Here is a 15,350-nt window from a genome sequence, read left to right as displayed (position 1 = left end):
TCCCCGCGTCCAAGGCCTGAGGCCACCCCCCGCCGGGGGGTGGCTCAGCCGGTCCTGCCCCGCAGGAGGCCCGGATCAGCTGTCGTAATCAATCGCGTGGCGCAGCTGCTTTTCATATTCCAGCGCCTTGCCGGTGCCCAGAGCCACGCAGTTCAGGCTTTCCTCGGCGATGGAGACCGCAAGCCCGGTCTGCTCGCGCAGCGCCAGATCCAGATCCCCCAGCAGCGCGCCGCCTCCGGTCAGCATCACGCCCCGGTCGACGATGTCGGCGGCCAGATCCGGCGGCGTCGCCTCCAGCGCGGTCATCACCGCCTCGCAGATGGCCTGCACCGGCTCGGCCAGCGCCTCCGCCACCTGCGCCTGGCTGATCTCGATCTCCTTGGGCACGCCGTTCAGCAGGTCGCGGCCCCGGATCTGCATCGAGGAGCCCCGCCCGTCATCGGGCATGCGCGCCGTGCCGATGGAGGTTTTGATGCGCTCGGCGGTGGATTCCCCCACCAGCAGGTTCTGCTGGCGGCGCAGATAGTTGATGATCGCCTCGTCCATGCGGTCGCCGCCCACCCGGACGGAGCGGGCATAGACGATGTCGCCAAGGCTCAGCACCGCCACTTCGGTGGTGCCGCCGCCGATATCCACCACCATGTTGCCGGTGGGATCGGTGATCGGCATGCCCGCGCCGATGGCCGCCGCGATGGGTTCGGCGATCAGCCCCGCCTTGCGGGCGCCCGCCGACAACACCGACTGCCGGATGGCGCGTTTTTCCACCGGCGTCGCGCCATGCGGCACGCAGACGATGATCTTCGGCTTCGAGAAGGTGGACCGCTTGTGCACCTTTCGGATGAAATGCTTGATCATCTCCTCGGCCACGTCGAAATCCGCGATCACGCCTTCGCGCATCGGCCGGATGGCCTCGATCGAGCCGGGGGTGCGCCCCAGCATCAGCTTGGCATCCTCACCCACGGCAAGAACCTTCTTGACGCCGTCCTTGACGTGATACGCCACCACGGAAGGTTCAGAGAGGATGATCCCGCGACCTTTCACGTAGACCAGCGTGTTCGCGGTGCCGAGGTCGATGGCCATGTCCGCCGAAAAGGCGCCCATGAGTCTGTCCAGTCCAAACATCCAGTGTCCCGTCCCAGTAATACGGAAAAATGGCCTCCGACTCCCTCAAGCCGAGGCCGCCGCCCTTATAGGCCCGTTTCGCCTCCGCGCAAAAGCCCCCCCGGCCCGCAAATGCGCGTGATCCCGCGCGTTTCCCGCCCGGCGCGCCGCCTGGGGCTTTTCACCCGGGGAAAACCCTGCGTCAGACGCGGCGGTCTCGCGCTTCTTGCGCTTCATCTTGCCCCTAAACTCCGGGGGGAGGGCGCGGCACGCGCCCATGGGGGGCAGAGCCCCCCGCCTTTTCTCCGGCGGGGCCGCGCGGCCCCCTCTTTCGGCCAAGCGGGCAGCACCTGGTGGCAGCCATGCCGTCCACATGTCGTTTTCCCGTCAAGACAAGTCGGGCCGCACCCGCCGGATGTGGCGGCGCGCGCTATTGAGGGGAAAAACCTGCGGGGAGCGCATATCATGAAGACGGAAGTCAAAGCACTGGTGGTCGGCGGCGGAGCGGTGGGCACCTCCATCGCCTATCATCTGGCCCGGGCGGGCTGGTCGGATGTCATGCTGCTGGAACGGGACGAGCTGACCGCAGGATCCACATGGCATGCCGCGGGCCTGCTGCCCTATTTCAACATGTCCTATGCCACCACGCATATCCACGACTACTCCATCAAGTTCTACAAGACGCTGGAGGAGGAGACCGGGCTTGATGCGGGCTTCTTCGTGGTGGGCAACCTGCGCATGGCACAGACGCAGGCGCGCATGGACGAATACCGGCTCTATTCTGCCACCGCCGAAACCTGCGACGTGCCGCATGAATTCCTGACCCCCGCGCAGATCAAGGAGCGCTGGCCGCTGGTGCGCACCGAGGATCTGCTGGGCGCGCTGTTCCACCCCACCGATGGCTATATCAACCCCGCCGACGTGACCATGGCCATGGCCAAGGGTGCGCGCCAGCGTGGCGTGCTGATCGAACGCAAGTGGCAGGTCGACGGCTATACATGGCATGGCGATCACTGGCAGGTGCAGGTCACCAAGATGGCCGAACGCGGCGGCAACCTTGTGCCCACCGAGGAAAGCGTGGTGATCCGCGCCGAACATGTGGTCACCGCCACCGGCAACCACGCGCAGCGCACCGCGCGGATGCTGGGGCTCAAGACCCCCGCCATCCCGGTCGAACATCAGTATATCATCACCGAACCCGATCCGGCGCTGGTGGCGTGGCGCGCGGAAGGCAACCCGCAGCATCCGGTGCTGCGCGATGCCGATGCCAAATGGTATGTGCGCGAGGAGCGCGGCGGCTGGATTCTTGGCCCCTATGAGCGCGGCGCGCCCGCCTGTTTCCGCTATGGCGTGCCCGACAGCTTCCGCGCCGATCTGTTTCCGCTGGATCTGGAACGGATCGAGGAGGAATACATGAGCATGATCCACCGGATTCCGACCTCGGAAACCGTGGGGCTCAAGGACGATTTCAACGGCCCGATCTGCTACACTCCCGATGGCAACCCGCTGCTGGGACCGGCGCCGGGGCTGCGCAACATGTGGCTGGCCGAAGGCTTCTCCTTTGGCATCACCGCCGCGGGCGGCGCGGGCTATTACCTTGCGCAGCTGATGACCGAGGGCGAGGCGGCGATCGACATGGCCAGCCTTGATCCCAAACGCTACGGGCAGGACTGGATGACCACCGATTACGCGGTCACCAAGAACGAAGAAGCCTATGAGCATGTCTTCATCCTGCATCACCCCGACGAGGAGCGTCCCGCCGCACGCCCGCTGCGCACCGCCCCCGCCTATGAGCGGCAGAAGGCGCTTGGCGCGCAGTTCGGCCATGTGAACGGCTGGGAGCGGCCCAATTATTACGGCCCGCTCGACGCGCCCGAGCATTTCGACCATGACGCGCGCAGCTTCCGCCGGGGCGGCTGGTGGCCCTATGCCGAGGCCGAGGCTCGTGCCATCCGCGAGACGGTCGGCATCATCGATGCCAGCGCCTTTGCCAAACATGTGGTCAAGGGCCCCGGCGCCACCGCCTTTCTGGACCATTTCACCTGCAACAAGCTGCCGAAGGTCGGGCGCATCAACCTGACCTACGCGCTGTCGGTCAAGGGCACCACGCGCACCGAATACACCATCGTCCGGCTGGCGGAGGATGAATATTACCTTGTCAGCGCCGGGGCATGGCATGCCTATGACGAGGATTACCTGCAGAAGGCCGCCGAGGATTTCGGCATGGATCACGGCTGGTTCACCGTGCAGGACGTGACCACGCAATGGGGCGTCTATGCGGTGGCCGGGCCCAATGCCCGCGCGCTGCTGCAGGGGCTGGTGCGCGATGCGGAGCCCGAGACGGTGCTGGGCAACAAGCGCTTCCCGTGGCTGTCGATGCGCAACATCGAACTGGGCATGTGCCCGGTGCGCGCCATCCGCGTGGCCTATACCGGCGAGCTGGGCTGGGAGCTGCATTTCCCGATGGAGATGGGGCTTTACCTCTGGGATCAGCTGATGGCGGCGGGGGCGGCCCATGGGCTGAAGCCGGTGGGGGCGCGGGCGCAGAACTGGCTGCGGCAGGAGAAAAGCTACCGCGCCTTCGGCACCGAGCTTGGCCGCGACGCCACCCCGCTGGAGGCCGATCTGCCGCGCTTCGTCGACCTGTCCAAGGATTTCCATGGCAAGGCGGCGATGGAGGCCACCGGCATCCGGTCGAAATGCTGCACCCTGCTGATCGACGGGCCTGCCGATGCCGACCCGTGGGGCCGCGAGGCGCTGTATCACGGTGACACGCGGGTCGGGCGGCTGACCTCTGGCGGCTATTCCGTGGCCTTCGGCAAGAGCATCGGCATGGGCTATGTCCGCCCCGAACTCGCGGTGCCCGGCACCAAGCTGCTGGTGCGCATGATGGGCGATCTCTGGCCCGCCGAGGTGGTCGAGGACAGCCCCTATGACCCCGCCAACGCCCGGATCCGGATCGACGGCTGACCGGTTTGCGGGGCCCGGATGGTTGCATCCGGGCCCCGCGCGCCTACTTTCGGGGCAGGACCGAGGGAGGCAAGACGTATGGGACTGACCGTCTATCTGTCAGGCGAGATTCACACCGACTGGCGCGAGCGCATCATCGAAGGGGCGCAGGGGCTGGACGTGACCTTTTCCGCGCCGGTCACCGATCACGCCGCCAGCGACGACTGCGGCGTGGCGATTCTGGGCGCCGAGCCGGACAAGCTGTGGCATGACCGCAAGGGCGCGCAGATCAACGCGATCCGCACCCGCAAGGCCATTGCCGATGCCGATGTGGTGGTGGTGCGCTTCGGCGAGAAATACCGCCAGTGGAACGCCGCCTTTGACGCAGGCTATGCGGCGGCGCTTGGCAAGTCGCTGGTGATCCTGCAGCAGCCCGACCACGATCACGCGCTGAAGGAAGTGGATGCGGCGGCGCTGGCCGTGGCCCGCGATCCCGCGCAGGTTGTGGCGATCCTGCGCTATGTGCTGACCGGGGCACTGCCCGGCTGAGCGGGTCCCCCGCGCTGCGGCTTTTCCTGTGCAACGCGCCCGACCCGGTGTTAACTGGGTCCGGGCCTGACGAGCCCGTGTTGCAGAGGACAGTGAGATGATTCAGGAATTCAAGGCGTTCATCGCGCGCGGCAATGTCATGGACATGGCCGTGGGCATCATCGTCGGCGCGGCCTTTACCGCCATCGTCAGTTCCCTTGTGGGCGACATCATCAACCCGGTGATCGCGCTGTTTACCGGAGGCATCGATTTCTCTGGCTGGTTCTATGCGCTGGACGGGGGCGAGTATGTCTCGCTGTCCGAGGCGAAAGAGGCAGGCGCGCCCGTTTTTGCCATTGGCAGCTTCATCATGGCGGTCATCAATTTCTTCATCGTCGCCTTTGCGGTCTTCATGCTGGTGAAGATGGTCAACCGCCTGCGCGCGGTTGCGGAAAAGCCTCAGGACGTTGCGCCCACGGTGCCCGCAGGCCCGTCCGAACTGGATATCCTCATCGAGATCCGCGACGCGCTGCGCAAGTGACCGTCTGAGCCCCTCTGCCTGTCCCGCGCCGTGCGGGGCAGGATTGCGCTGCAGTGCGGCATCCGGCTTGCGAGGCCGGGGCTGCTTCGTTATCAGGCCGCCCACAGACAGGGAGCAGCCCATGAACAGAACCGTCAAGATCGCCTGGGGCAGTGTTGCCGTCGGGATTGTGGTTCTGGGGGTCAAGACGCTGGCCTGGCGGATGACCGGGTCGGTGGCGCTGCTGTCGGATGCGCTGGAAAGCATCGTCAATGTCGCCACGGCGCTGGCCGCGCTGCTGGCGGTGCATATCGCCGCGCAGCCCCCCGATGCCGACCATCCCTTTGGCCATCACAAGGCGGAATATATCAGCGCCGTGATCGAAGGCGTGCTGATCGTGGTGGCGGCGGTGCTGATCCTCAACGAGGCATGGCAGGCTTGGGCCGATCCGCAGCCCATCGTGGCGGCCTATACCGGGCTTGCCATCAATCTGGCTGCTGGGGTGCTGAATGCCCTCTGGTGCTGGGTGCTGCTGCGCGAGGGGCGGCGGCTGCGCTCTCCCGCGCTGGAGGCGGACGGGCGGCACCTGCTGACCGACGTGTTCTCCTCGGCGGGGGTGGCTGTCGGGGTGGGGGCGGCGGTGCTGACGGGCTGGCTCTGGCTTGACGCGCTGCTGGCGGCGCTGGTGGCAGTCAACATCCTGTGGTCGGGCTGGCATGTCATCCGCCGGTCGGTGGGCGGGCTGATGGACGAGGCGGTGCCCGAGTCGGAACTGGCCGAGATGCGCAGCATCATCTCCGCCAATGCCGATGGCGCCGTGGAGGCGCATGACCTGCGGTCGCGCCGCGCGGGCAGCGCCACCTTTCTGGAATTTCATCTTGTCGTGCCCGGCGCCATGAGCGTGGATGACGCCCATCACATCTGCGACCGCATCGAGGCGGCGCTGCAGAGCGAAATGGACGGCTGCCGCGTCACCATCCATGTGGAGCCGGAATACAAGGCCAAGCATAGCGGCATCGTGGTGCTGTGACCCCGCAGGGGCCGCGCCCGGTCAGAGGCGCGGCGGCGGCGGATGTGGCACGCCCCGGCGGCGTTCGCGGTGCCAGATATACAGCCCCGAGCTGATGATGATCGCCGCGCCCACCAGTGTCCATGCGGTGGGCAGCGAGTCGAAAAACAGCCAGCTCGCGATGGAGGCGGTCATCAGCTGCAGATAGACCACTGGCGCCAGAAGCGAGGCATCGGCATAGCGATGCGCCGCCGTGGCCGCGATATGCCCCGTGGCGCCAAAGGCCCCGATCAGGCACAGGATCAACATCACCTCCAGCGCGCCGGGGGCCTGCCACGCGGGCAGCACGATGGGCGCCAGCAGCAGGGTCGGCACGCCCGCCCCCCAGAGCTGCGAGGTGGAATTGCTTTCCTTGCCCGCCATCAGCCGGGTGAGGATGAAATACCCCGAGGCGCAGGTGAGCGCGCCCAGCGACAGCAGCATGGCCGGGTGGAATTCCGCCCCCCATGGCTGCATCACCACCAGCACCCCCAGAAAGCCGGTGCAGACGGCGGCGATGCGGTGCACCCCCACCTTTTCGCCAAGGAAGGGGATCGCCAGCAGCGTCACCGCGATCGGCCCCGCGAACATGATCGTCGTGGTGACGGTGATCGGCAGCCATGTCAGCGCAAGGAAGTTCAGCAGGGTGCTGCCAAACAGGAACAGGGCGCGGGCGCCCTGTTTCACCGGAGCCGAGGTGCGGAACAGATCGCCACGGTCCTGCGGGTAGAACACCAGCAGCGTCAGCAGGAAATGCCCGGCATAGCGGCACCAGACCACCTGCAGCGCGGGCTGGCCGGACTGGATCAGGAACTTGGCCGAGGTGTCGATGCAGGTGAACAGACAGACCGCCAGCGCCATGAGCCCGAGGCCAAGCCCGCTTCGATCTTCCCGCGGGGCGATGGACATGGGATCAGGCCGCCGCCCAACCGCCGTCGATCACATGCGCCTGCCCGGTGGTGAAGGCGCTTTCGTCCGATCCCAGATACAGCGCCAGCGCCGCGACCTCTTCGGCGGTGCCGATGCGGCCCATGGGCTGGCGGGCGGTAAAGGCCTTCATCGCGCCTTCGTAATCGCCCGTGGCGCGCAGCCGGTCATGCAGCGACGGGCTGTCGACGGTGCCCGGGCAGATGCAGTTCACGCGGATGCCGCGGGTGACGTAATCCACGGCCACGGATTTGGTCAGCCCGATCACCGCCGCCTTGGACGCGCCATAGACGCAGCGGCCCGGTGCCGCGATGATCGAGGAGGCGACCGAGGCGATGTTGACGATGGTGCCGCCGCCGCGTTCCACCATGCCGGGAAGGGCCGCCTGCATGGAATGGAACTGCGCCTTGACGTTCAGCGCGAAGGCGAAATCGAAATCGGCGTCGCTGGCTTCGGTGATGGTGCCCGCATGGACCACACCGGCGCAGTTCACCAGAATGTCGGGCGCGGCATCGGTCACGGCCTTCTGCAGCGCGGCCTTGTCGGTCACGTCCAGCGCGAAGGTGGTGGCGTTGAGCCCGTCCAGCAGGTCCGCCTTGAGGTCGGTGGCGGTGACGATGGCGCCTTCGCGGACATAGGCCTCGGCGATGGCGCGGCCGATCCCCTGACCGGCGGCGGTGATGAAGGCGCGTTTGCCCTGCAGTCTCATGTCGTTCAACCTTTCAGGTTCTTCGAGAGGTAATCCACCATTTCCGGCACCATGTGTCCGGAGAAGCCATTGCGCAAGGCTTCGGCGAGTGTTTCTGATGCCGCTCCCGACATGCGGGAACGGGCCCCAAGCTCTTCGGCCATGGCGCGGTAATAACCCACGTCCTTTGCGGCATTGTCGACCGAAAAGGCGAGGTCCAGCTTGCCGTCCATGGCCCAGGATTTGATGAAATCCATCATGCCGGAATGGTTGGGACCGGCGGCCAGCACGCCATAGAGCTTTTCGCGCGCCACGCCTGCGGCATCGGCCATGGCAAAGGCTTCGGACATCGCCGTGGCGGTGGTCATGGCGAAGAAGTTGTTGATAAGCTTGATGGTGTGCCCGGCGCCGAGATCGCCAAGGTGAAAGACGTTTTCGCCCAGCACGTCGAGCACCGGCTTCACCTGTTCATAGGTGCGCAGGTCGCCCGCCGCCATGATGTTGAGCTTGCCGTCCTTGGCATGGGCCGGGGTGCGACCCAGCGGCGCGTCCATATACTGCGCGCCCTTTTCCGCCAAGGCCGCGCCGATGCGCAGGGTGGAGCCGGGCAGGGAGGTGCCGAAATCGATCACCACCTGACCGGGCTTGGTGCCGGCCAGCACGCCGTCATCGCCAAAGATGCGGCTTTCCACCTGTTCCGAAGTGCCCATGCACAGCATCACGATGTCGGAGGCTTCGGCGAGCTCGCGGGCGGTCGCGGCCTCGGTGCCGCCCCGGCTCACCGCCTCGTCGATGCCGCTGCGGTCACGGTTGCCCAGAACGGTGACGCCATAGCCTGCGCCCTGCAGGCATTCCACCATGGCGCGGCCCATCAGGCCCAGCCCGATGAACCCGATTGCGGGTGTGTTCATAGTGTCCTCCTCCGGTGTTCTGGCGGCGGCTTACATCACGGCGCCAACCTGCCACGGCACAAATTCGTAATCGCCCAGGCCCTGCGCTTCGGACTTGGTCTTTTCGCCCGAGGCCATGCGCAGCCACATCTGGTAGATCTCGCGGCCCACCTCCTCGATCGAGGCGCCGTCGGACAGGATGCGCCCGGCGTTCACGTCCATGTCGTCGGTCAGCCGCTCATACATCGGGGTGTTGGTGGCGACCTTCATGCAGGGCGAGGGTTTGGAGCCGAAGGCCGATCCGCGCCCGGTGGTGAAACAGACAAGGTTGCAGCCCGAGGCGATCATGCCGGTGACGCTGGCAGGGTCGTAGCCGGGGCTGTCCATGAAGGTGAAGCCCTTGGCGGTGACCGGCTCGGCATATTTGTAGACACCCATCAGCGGCGTGGTGCCGCCCTTGGCCGCCGCCCCCAGCGATTTTTCCAGAATGGTGGTCAGGCCACCCTTCTTGTTGCCGGGGGAGGGGTTGTTGTCCATCGAGCCGCCCGCGCGTTCGGTGTAGTTTTCCCACCACTTGATGAGGTCGAGCAGCTTTTCCCCGATTTCCGGAGTGGTGGCGCGGGCGGTCAGCAGATGTTCGGCGCCATAGATCTCGGGGGTTTCCGACAGCACGCCGGTGCCGCCCTGCGCGACCAGCAGGTCGCAGGCATAGCCCAGGGCGGGGTTCGCGGTGATGCCGGACCACGCATCCGACCCGCCGCATTCCAGCCCGACCATCAGTTCGGAGGCGGGGCAGGGTTCGCGCGACACGTCATTGACCACGGGCAGCATCTGTTCGATCTGGGCGATGCCCAGTTCCACGGTCTTGCGCAGGCCGCCCACGTCCTGAATGTTCATGGTCTGGAACAGCGGGCCGGGGGTCAGGCCATAGGCTTCGATCAGCCAGTCGATCTGCATCGTCTCGCAGCCGAGCCCCGCCATCAGCACGCCGCCGACATTGGGGTTGCGGGCATAACCCCAGAGCACGCGCTGCAGCAGCTCAAAGCCGGTGCCGTCGCCGCCCATGGCGCAGCCGGTGCCATGCACGAAGGCCACGACGCCGTCGACATTGGGATAGGCGGCCAGCTTTTCCGGGGTGAAATGCTCGGCGATCAGCCGCGCGGCGGTGGCCGAACAGTTCACCGAGGTCAGCACGGCGATGTAATTGCGGGTGCCCACGCGCCCGGTGGCGCGGCGGTAGCCCATGAAGGTGTCGATCTGGGTGGCAGGCTCGACCGGGTGCAGGTTGGTGCCGAATTCGTATTTGGCATCCACGTTGCGGAATTCGAGGTTGTGCGTGTGCACATGGGCGCCAGCGGCGATGTCTTCGGCGGCATAGCCGATGATCTGCGCGTATTTGCGCACGGGCGCGCCCTTGGCGATGGCTTCGGCAGCCATCTTGTGGCCGCGCGGAATCATCTGGATGGCGCCTTCAGTGCCGATTTCAAGCGGCGTGACGGCGGTGACGACATTGTCGAGCGGGGAAAGGCGGATCGTGGACATCTGGCGGTGGCTCATGACTTGGCTGCGGGCGCCGCAGCGGCGGAACCGGGGCGGATGATCCGCCCCGGTTCAAGGTGTTTGACGTTACAGCAGCACTGTGACGATTGGCGGCCAGGCCAGCAAGACCAGAAGCGCCAGAAGCTGGATGCCGATGAAGGGCAGGAAGCCGCGGAAGATGTCGGTCAGCGAGATATGCGCCGGGGCCACGGACTTCAGATAGAAGGCCGCTGGGCCGAAGGGCGGCGACAGGAAGCTGACCTGCATGTTCATACAGAACACCACGCCGAACCAGATGGCGACATATTCCGGCGCCACGCTGCCGAACCAGCCGATCTCGTCCACCGGCAGGCGCATGACGATGGGCAGGAACACCGGCATGATCAGCAGCACGATGCCCACCCAGTCCATGAACATCCCCATGATGAGGAAGATGAACATCATGAGCAGGATGACCCCCATGGTCGGCAGGTCGGAACCCACGATCATGTTCGCCACATAGGTCGGACCGCCCGCCAGCGTGTAGGCTGCTGCCAGAGCCGCCGCACCCACGGTGACCCAGATGATCGTGCCGGTGGATTTCAGCGTGCGCATCACCGCATCCCACACGATTTCAAAGGTCATCTCGCGCCGCATCAGGCCGATCACGAACACGGCGATCACGCCCATGCCCGCAGCTTCGGTGATGCCGGTGATGCCGCCATAGATGGAGCCCAGAACCACGCCGATCACCACGGTGGGGGCGACCAGACCCTTGCCCATCTCCCAGCCCTTCGCCGTGCGCTCGCGGCCCACGATGAAGAACACGATGATGCCGAAGAGCACCAGCGCGCCCGCAAGCCACGGCAGGTCAGAGGCCATGCCGAGCGGAATCGGGTTCACGCCTTCGCGGATGGTGTTCATGCCGGTGACGGTGAAGAACAGCGCGCGCAGGAACAGGGCCGCCGACACCCACATCCCGAAGCGGGACAGGAAGCCGAGGAACATCAGGCTTTTCTCGCTGCCCGCCGGAGCGGTCGGATCCTCGGGCGGCAGCGGGGCCTCCTCCGGATTCATCCGGGTGCGGATGAAAATGTAGATGATGTAGAACGACGCCAGCATGAAGCCGGGCAGGAAGGACGCCGTGAACAGCGCCTTGATCGAGGTTTCCGTGACCAGACCGTAGAAGATCAGGACGATGGAGGGCGGAATCATCGTACCCAGAGAGCCGGAGGCGCAGATGGTGCCGATGGCAAGGTTCTGGTTGTAGCCAAGCCGCAGCATCTGCGGCAGGGCGATCAGGCCCAGCAGCACGACCTCGCCGCCGATGATGCCCGACATGGCGGCCATGATGACAGCCATGATCGAGGTCACGAAGGCGATGCCGCCGCGGGTGCGCGACATCCAGACGTTGAGCGAGGAATACATGTCCCGCGCGATGCCGCATCGTTCAAGTAAGGCGGCCATAAAGATGAACAACGGAACCGAGATGAGAACGTAGTTCACCAGCTGTCGGTAGATTGACTGTCCAAGCACCGCGAACGGGCCCATGCCGAACCGGCTGAACAGCAGTTCGGGCCCGAATTTCATCACAAGCGTCGCCACGGCCAGAAAGGCCGAGGCAAACCCGAGCGGCATGCCGATCGCCAGCAGGGCGAACATGCCCAGAAGCAGGATCAGGCTTATCGTGCCGATATCCATCTAGATCAGTCCTCCAGCGTGCGGCGGATGTTTTCGATCTCTGTCTGATCGATTTCATCCGCGGGAGAGTGGTGTTCGGGCGCCTTGTTCCAGTCGGCGATCAGGTTGGTGAGGGCCTGAAGCGCCACCAGCCCGATGATGATGATGAGCCCGGCCTTGACCGTGGAGGGCAGGGGCGGATCCCACGCGGTGCCAAAGGTTTCCATCCGCATGATCTTGGTGATGGCTTCATTGTAGCCGCCCCAGAGCAGGCAGAGGAAAAAGACCCAGATCAGGAAGACGGAGATGCAGTCGGAGGCTTTCTGCATCCAGCGCGGCATCATGTCATAGATGATGTAGATCCGGATGTGGCTGCGCTGCTGCATGGCGTAAAGCCCGGCCAGCAGGAAGACAAAGGCCGCGATCCAGAGCGAGAGTTCGTTGGCCCAGAGCGTGGGCTTTTCGAAGGCGTAGCGCGCCACCACTTCGTAGAACATCACGAAGACGGTGGCGACGACGCCGATCATGGCGATTCGCGACAGCACCAGCGACACGATGTCCAGCGGACCGGTCGGTTCTGTCTCGATCGCGCCGCGGACGTCGGAGAAGTAGAGCGCGCCGAAGAAGACGGCGGCGGCCAGCGTCCAGAGCATCACGGAGACGAGGGGGCGGCCCTCGGGCCGCAGCATTTCATACATGCCGATCGGTTCGGCAGACACGAACTGCCCGACGATGAGCCAGAGGGCCGTCGCCAGAGCAAGCGCGGTGCTTACCAAGGCGAGAAGCCGCACCGGTCCACGCAGGGAGCCGAGCCACAGGCTTTCGGAGGTCATGGGTTAACCCTTTCGGAGGAGGACAAAGGGGCCTTTCAGACAGGAACGGCGGGCCCGACTCTGGGGCCCGCCGCTTGCCCTGCCGCACGGGGTGCGGTGAAAGCTTATTCGGACTGGGAAATCAGGCCGAGCTGGGTCAGGTACGACTTGTGGCTTTCCACCAGAGCGGCGGCTTCGGGCGAACGGGTTGCCCAGTCATCCCACGCGGCCTGTGCGGCCTTGCGGAAGGTGGCGCGGTCTTCAGCCGACCAGTTGTGCAGCGTCACGCCCTTTTCCGCGAGCTCGGCTGCCGCTTCGGCATTGGCCTTCTCGAAGAACAGCGCGGAGCGCAGCGCGAGCTTTTCCATCGCCGTCTCGATGATGCGCTTGTGCTGGTCGGACAGGCCGTCCCACACCATCTTGTTGCAGGCGAGGTGGTCGGACGGCATCGAGTGGAAGCCCGGATAGGTCGCGTGCTGGGCCAGATCGAACAGACCGATGGACTGGTTGTTGGCCAGACCGGAATAGTCGGTGCCTTCGATGATGCCGGTTTCCATCGCGGTGAAGACTTCGGTGAAGTCCATCACGATGGGAGAGGCGCCCAGATTCGCGAAGATCTCGGTTTCCATGCCCGGGGGGGAGCGGAACTTCCACTCTTTCAGGTCATCGGGGCCCGCCACCGGGGTGGTGGAGGTCAGCGATTCCTGCCCGTAGACCCACCAGCCGATCAGCTCCATGCCGAACTGGTTGTAAAGGTCCTGAGCCTGCTCCTTGCCGCCGCCGTAATAGAGCCACGACAGCTGCTGGTAGGGCGTGTCATAGCCGCCCATGATGTCGCCCACGAACTGGAACGCGGGGTTCTTGCCGGTCTGGTAGGCACCGCCGGTCATGTCGCAGTCCAGAATGCCGTTTGCGGCGGCATCAAAGGTCTCCACGGTTGCGACGACCGAAGAGGCGTAGAACATTTCGATGTCGATGGCACCGCCGGACATCGCTTCGACGTCTTCGACAAACTCGGTGGCGAGTTTGCCCGAGGTCTGTTCGGGGTTGTAATGCGTCTGGATGCGCAGCGTGACGTCCTGCGCGGCAGCCGGAGCGGCCAGCGCCAGTACGGCGGTTGCAGCCTTAAGCATGGTGGATGATTTCATGACATTCCTCCCTGAATGCGGGGACTACCCCTAATGTGTCGGCGCTCCCTCACCGCGCCGGATGGTATACCATCTGTAATGAAGCTAGCCCAACCGGGCATCGACAATCAACAGTTTTTGGTATACCAGATATCGGTAACACGGTCTCCTTCCCCTCAGAGGGGCCTCGGTCTAGTTTCCGGCACCGCCCGGAGGCGGAGGAGCATGACATGACGGAATTGAGCCTGGCGGAACAGATCGCCGCCCGGTTGCGGCGGGACATCCTGCGGGGAAAGCTTCCGCCCGATACGGCCATCAAGGAAAGAGACAATGCCGCCGAACTGGGGGTCAGCCGCACCCCGATGCGGGAGGCCATCCGGATTCTGTCACAGGAAGGTCTGGTGCTGCTGCGGCCCGCGCGCAGCCCGATCGTGGCGCGGCATACCGTGAAGGAAGTGCATGATCAGGTCGTGGTGCTGCTGACGCTGGAAAAGCTGTCCGCGCATCTGGCCTGTGTCGCGGCCTCCGATTCGGAACTGGACGGGCTGACGCAGCTCAACGGGCGAATCGGCGAGGCCTATGATCATGTCGATGCGCTGGACCTGTTCGAGATGGACATGGCCTTTCACCGGATGATCGCCGAGATCTCGCATAACGAAGCCTTGGCCGAGACTCACCGGGCCTATCTCGCGCGGCTGTGGCGGGCGCGGTTCCTGTCAGCCAAGATGCGGCGCAACCGCGAACGGGTGGTGACCCATCACAGCGCCATCACCACCGCCCTGCGCAGCCGCGATCCCGAAGCGGTGGATGTGGCGCTGGACATGCATCTGGGCAATCTTGCCGAAGACATCTCTGCCGCCATCGCCGCAGAGAATGAAGCGACGCGCTGAACTGTCTGACCGGAAGCTGTGCGGGCCCTCTCTCCATCTGCCGGAGAGGCGGGCCCGTCTCGTCTGCGGAGCTTGTCCTGTTCTTTCTATAGAGGGGGCGCTGGGGCAGGGGGGCACCTATAGAAGTGACATCTATAGAGAGGTGCATCCGACCGGGGGCGGACCACTTTATGGAGGGGTGAGTCTCCGGCGGCTGGCGAGGGCCGGATCCCTGCTTGGTGGACTGCCTGATTTTTGGGCGGTTGCGGGCGCCAGACCCGGCGAAATCCCTGTTCAGAGGGCGCTGCGGGAAAAAATGCGCAGAAAAGCAAAATTTCTGAAGAAATGACTTGCGGGTGTTTGTTGTATTCCGTAGATAGCCCCTCACCGGCGGCGCTGAGGTGCTGACGGGACGCCAGACGGGGCGGCGGCGAGGCGGGGACGCGGAGCTGGTCGCAGACGAGGCGGAACGGAATTCGAGGGCATGACGGGCAGCGCGCCGCAAGTTAGGGCGCACTGTTCTGGTTTTTGTCTCTCACGCTCTTTGACATCGCAAGTATCTGAAGAGATATGCGGGCGGCACTGGTTCATACGATGGATCAAATGTCTGCATATCAACGCTTCTAGGGTTTCGGCCCGATGATGAAGTGTCAGCTTCACTGTTTGGCGGCTTTCGGTTTCTTTGGAAACCCG

At 65.0% G+C, this 15,350-nt stretch carries 13 protein-coding genes; 5 read left to right on the top strand and 8 right to left on the bottom strand.

Going from position 1 to position 15,350, the window contains the following annotated elements:
* Positions 1-75: 75 nt before the first annotated feature.
* Positions 76-1,122 carry a rod shape-determining protein gene (locus BLR51_RS01985; protein WP_089843041.1) on the bottom strand — a complete coding sequence of 349 codons (1,047 nt, stop codon included), beginning with the start codon at positions 1,120-1,122 and terminating at the stop codon, positions 76-78.
* 444 nt (positions 1,123-1,566) lie between these two features.
* On the opposite strand from BLR51_RS01985, the gene BLR51_RS01980 reads away from it, so the two are divergent.
* The 4 genes from BLR51_RS01980 (at position 1,567) to BLR51_RS01965 (ending at position 6,128) form a co-directional block, all read left to right on the top strand.
* The gene (locus BLR51_RS01980) at positions 1,567-4,071 is read left to right on the top strand and encodes a GcvT family protein (protein ID WP_089843038.1); all 2,505 of its coding nucleotides are present in this window, start codon (positions 1,567-1,569) and stop codon (positions 4,069-4,071) included.
* A gap of 78 nt (positions 4,072-4,149) precedes the next feature.
* Positions 4,150-4,599 carry a YtoQ family protein gene (locus BLR51_RS01975; protein ID WP_089843035.1) on the top strand — a complete coding sequence of 150 codons (450 nt, stop codon included), beginning with the start codon at positions 4,150-4,152 and terminating at the stop codon, positions 4,597-4,599.
* Positions 4,600-4,696: 97 nt separating this feature from the next.
* The gene (mscL, locus tag BLR51_RS01970; protein WP_089843032.1) at positions 4,697-5,119 is read left to right on the top strand and encodes a large conductance mechanosensitive channel protein MscL; all 423 of its coding nucleotides are present in this window, start codon (positions 4,697-4,699) and stop codon (positions 5,117-5,119) included.
* A 121-nt stretch (positions 5,120-5,240) separates the two neighbouring features.
* On the top strand, positions 5,241-6,128 hold the full coding sequence (locus BLR51_RS01965) for a cation diffusion facilitator family transporter (RefSeq protein ID WP_089843029.1): 888 nt from the start codon (positions 5,241-5,243) through the stop codon (positions 6,126-6,128).
* 21 nt (positions 6,129-6,149) lie between these two features.
* Here the strand turns inward: BLR51_RS01965 and BLR51_RS01960 are convergent, their stop codons facing one another.
* From BLR51_RS01960 to BLR51_RS01930, 7 genes are all read right to left on the bottom strand, one after another.
* Positions 6,150-7,055: a DMT family transporter gene (locus BLR51_RS01960; protein WP_089843025.1), complete on the bottom strand. Its 906-nt coding sequence runs from the start codon at positions 7,053-7,055 to the stop codon at positions 6,150-6,152.
* 4 nt (positions 7,056-7,059) lie between these two features.
* Positions 7,060-7,782: an SDR family oxidoreductase gene (locus BLR51_RS01955; RefSeq protein WP_089843022.1), complete on the bottom strand. Its 723-nt coding sequence runs from the start codon at positions 7,780-7,782 to the stop codon at positions 7,060-7,062.
* A gap of 5 nt (positions 7,783-7,787) precedes the next feature.
* Positions 7,788-8,672 carry an NAD(P)-dependent oxidoreductase gene (locus BLR51_RS01950; protein WP_089843019.1) on the bottom strand — a complete coding sequence of 295 codons (885 nt, stop codon included), beginning with the start codon at positions 8,670-8,672 and terminating at the stop codon, positions 7,788-7,790.
* A 30-nt stretch (positions 8,673-8,702) separates the two neighbouring features.
* Positions 8,703-10,193, bottom strand: coding sequence for a D-arabinonate dehydratase (locus BLR51_RS01945; RefSeq protein WP_089843016.1), 1,491 nt, complete (start codon positions 10,191-10,193; stop codon positions 8,703-8,705).
* 84 nt (positions 10,194-10,277) lie between these two features.
* Positions 10,278-11,870 (bottom strand): TRAP transporter large permease, encoded by a 1,593-nt coding sequence (locus tag BLR51_RS01940; protein ID WP_089843013.1) that lies wholly within the window; start codon positions 11,868-11,870, stop codon positions 10,278-10,280.
* Positions 11,871-11,875: 5 nt separating this feature from the next.
* Positions 11,876-12,682, bottom strand: a complete 807-nt coding sequence (locus tag BLR51_RS01935) for a TRAP transporter small permease subunit (protein WP_089843010.1) — start codon at positions 12,680-12,682, stop codon at positions 11,876-11,878.
* 104 nt (positions 12,683-12,786) lie between these two features.
* A complete protein-coding gene (locus BLR51_RS01930; RefSeq protein WP_242656619.1) occupies positions 12,787-13,794 on the bottom strand; it encodes a TRAP transporter substrate-binding protein in 1,008 nt (335 codons plus the stop codon).
* A 224-nt stretch (positions 13,795-14,018) separates the two neighbouring features.
* Here BLR51_RS01930 and BLR51_RS01925 point away from each other — a divergent pair, with 224 nt between their 5' ends.
* Complete coding sequence (locus tag BLR51_RS01925; protein ID WP_089843002.1) at positions 14,019-14,678, top strand: GntR family transcriptional regulator; 660 nt, start codon at positions 14,019-14,021, stop codon at positions 14,676-14,678.
* Positions 14,679-15,350: the final 672 nt, after the last annotated feature.

Source organism: Salipiger marinus, assembly GCF_900100085.1.
Taxonomy (GTDB): Bacteria; Pseudomonadota; Alphaproteobacteria; order Rhodobacterales; family Rhodobacteraceae; genus Salipiger; species Salipiger marinus.
Note: the sequence above shows the minus strand (reverse complement) of the source record. Positions and strands in the feature narration are given on the sequence as shown.

Excerpts from the sequence above, each read along its gene's own strand:
- BLR51_RS01985 (WP_089843041.1), bottom strand. The coding sequence starts at position 1,122 with ATGTTTGGACTGGACAGACTCATGGGCGCCTTTTCGGCGGACATGGCC.
- BLR51_RS01980 (WP_089843038.1), top strand. The coding sequence starts at position 1,567 with ATGAAGACGGAAGTCAAAGCACTGGTGGTCGGCGGCGGAGCGGTGGGC.
- BLR51_RS01975 (WP_089843035.1), top strand. The coding sequence starts at position 4,150 with ATGGGACTGACCGTCTATCTGTCAGGCGAGATTCACACCGACTGGCGC.
- mscL (WP_089843032.1), top strand. The coding sequence starts at position 4,697 with ATGATTCAGGAATTCAAGGCGTTCATCGCGCGCGGCAATGTCATGGAC.
- BLR51_RS01965 (WP_089843029.1), top strand. The coding sequence starts at position 5,241 with ATGAACAGAACCGTCAAGATCGCCTGGGGCAGTGTTGCCGTCGGGATT.
- BLR51_RS01960 (WP_089843025.1), bottom strand. The coding sequence starts at position 7,055 with ATGTCCATCGCCCCGCGGGAAGATCGAAGCGGGCTTGGCCTCGGGCTC.
- BLR51_RS01955 (WP_089843022.1), bottom strand. The coding sequence starts at position 7,782 with ATGAGACTGCAGGGCAAACGCGCCTTCATCACCGCCGCCGGTCAGGGG.
- BLR51_RS01950 (WP_089843019.1), bottom strand. The coding sequence starts at position 8,672 with ATGAACACACCCGCAATCGGGTTCATCGGGCTGGGCCTGATGGGCCGC.
- BLR51_RS01945 (WP_089843016.1), bottom strand. The coding sequence starts at position 10,193 with ATGTCCACGATCCGCCTTTCCCCGCTCGACAATGTCGTCACCGCCGTC.
- BLR51_RS01940 (WP_089843013.1), bottom strand. The coding sequence starts at position 11,870 with ATGGATATCGGCACGATAAGCCTGATCCTGCTTCTGGGCATGTTCGCC.
- BLR51_RS01935 (WP_089843010.1), bottom strand. The coding sequence starts at position 12,682 with ATGACCTCCGAAAGCCTGTGGCTCGGCTCCCTGCGTGGACCGGTGCGG.
- BLR51_RS01930 (WP_242656619.1), bottom strand. The coding sequence starts at position 13,794 with ATGCTTAAGGCTGCAACCGCCGTACTGGCGCTGGCCGCTCCGGCTGCC.
- BLR51_RS01925 (WP_089843002.1), top strand. The coding sequence starts at position 14,019 with ATGACGGAATTGAGCCTGGCGGAACAGATCGCCGCCCGGTTGCGGCGG.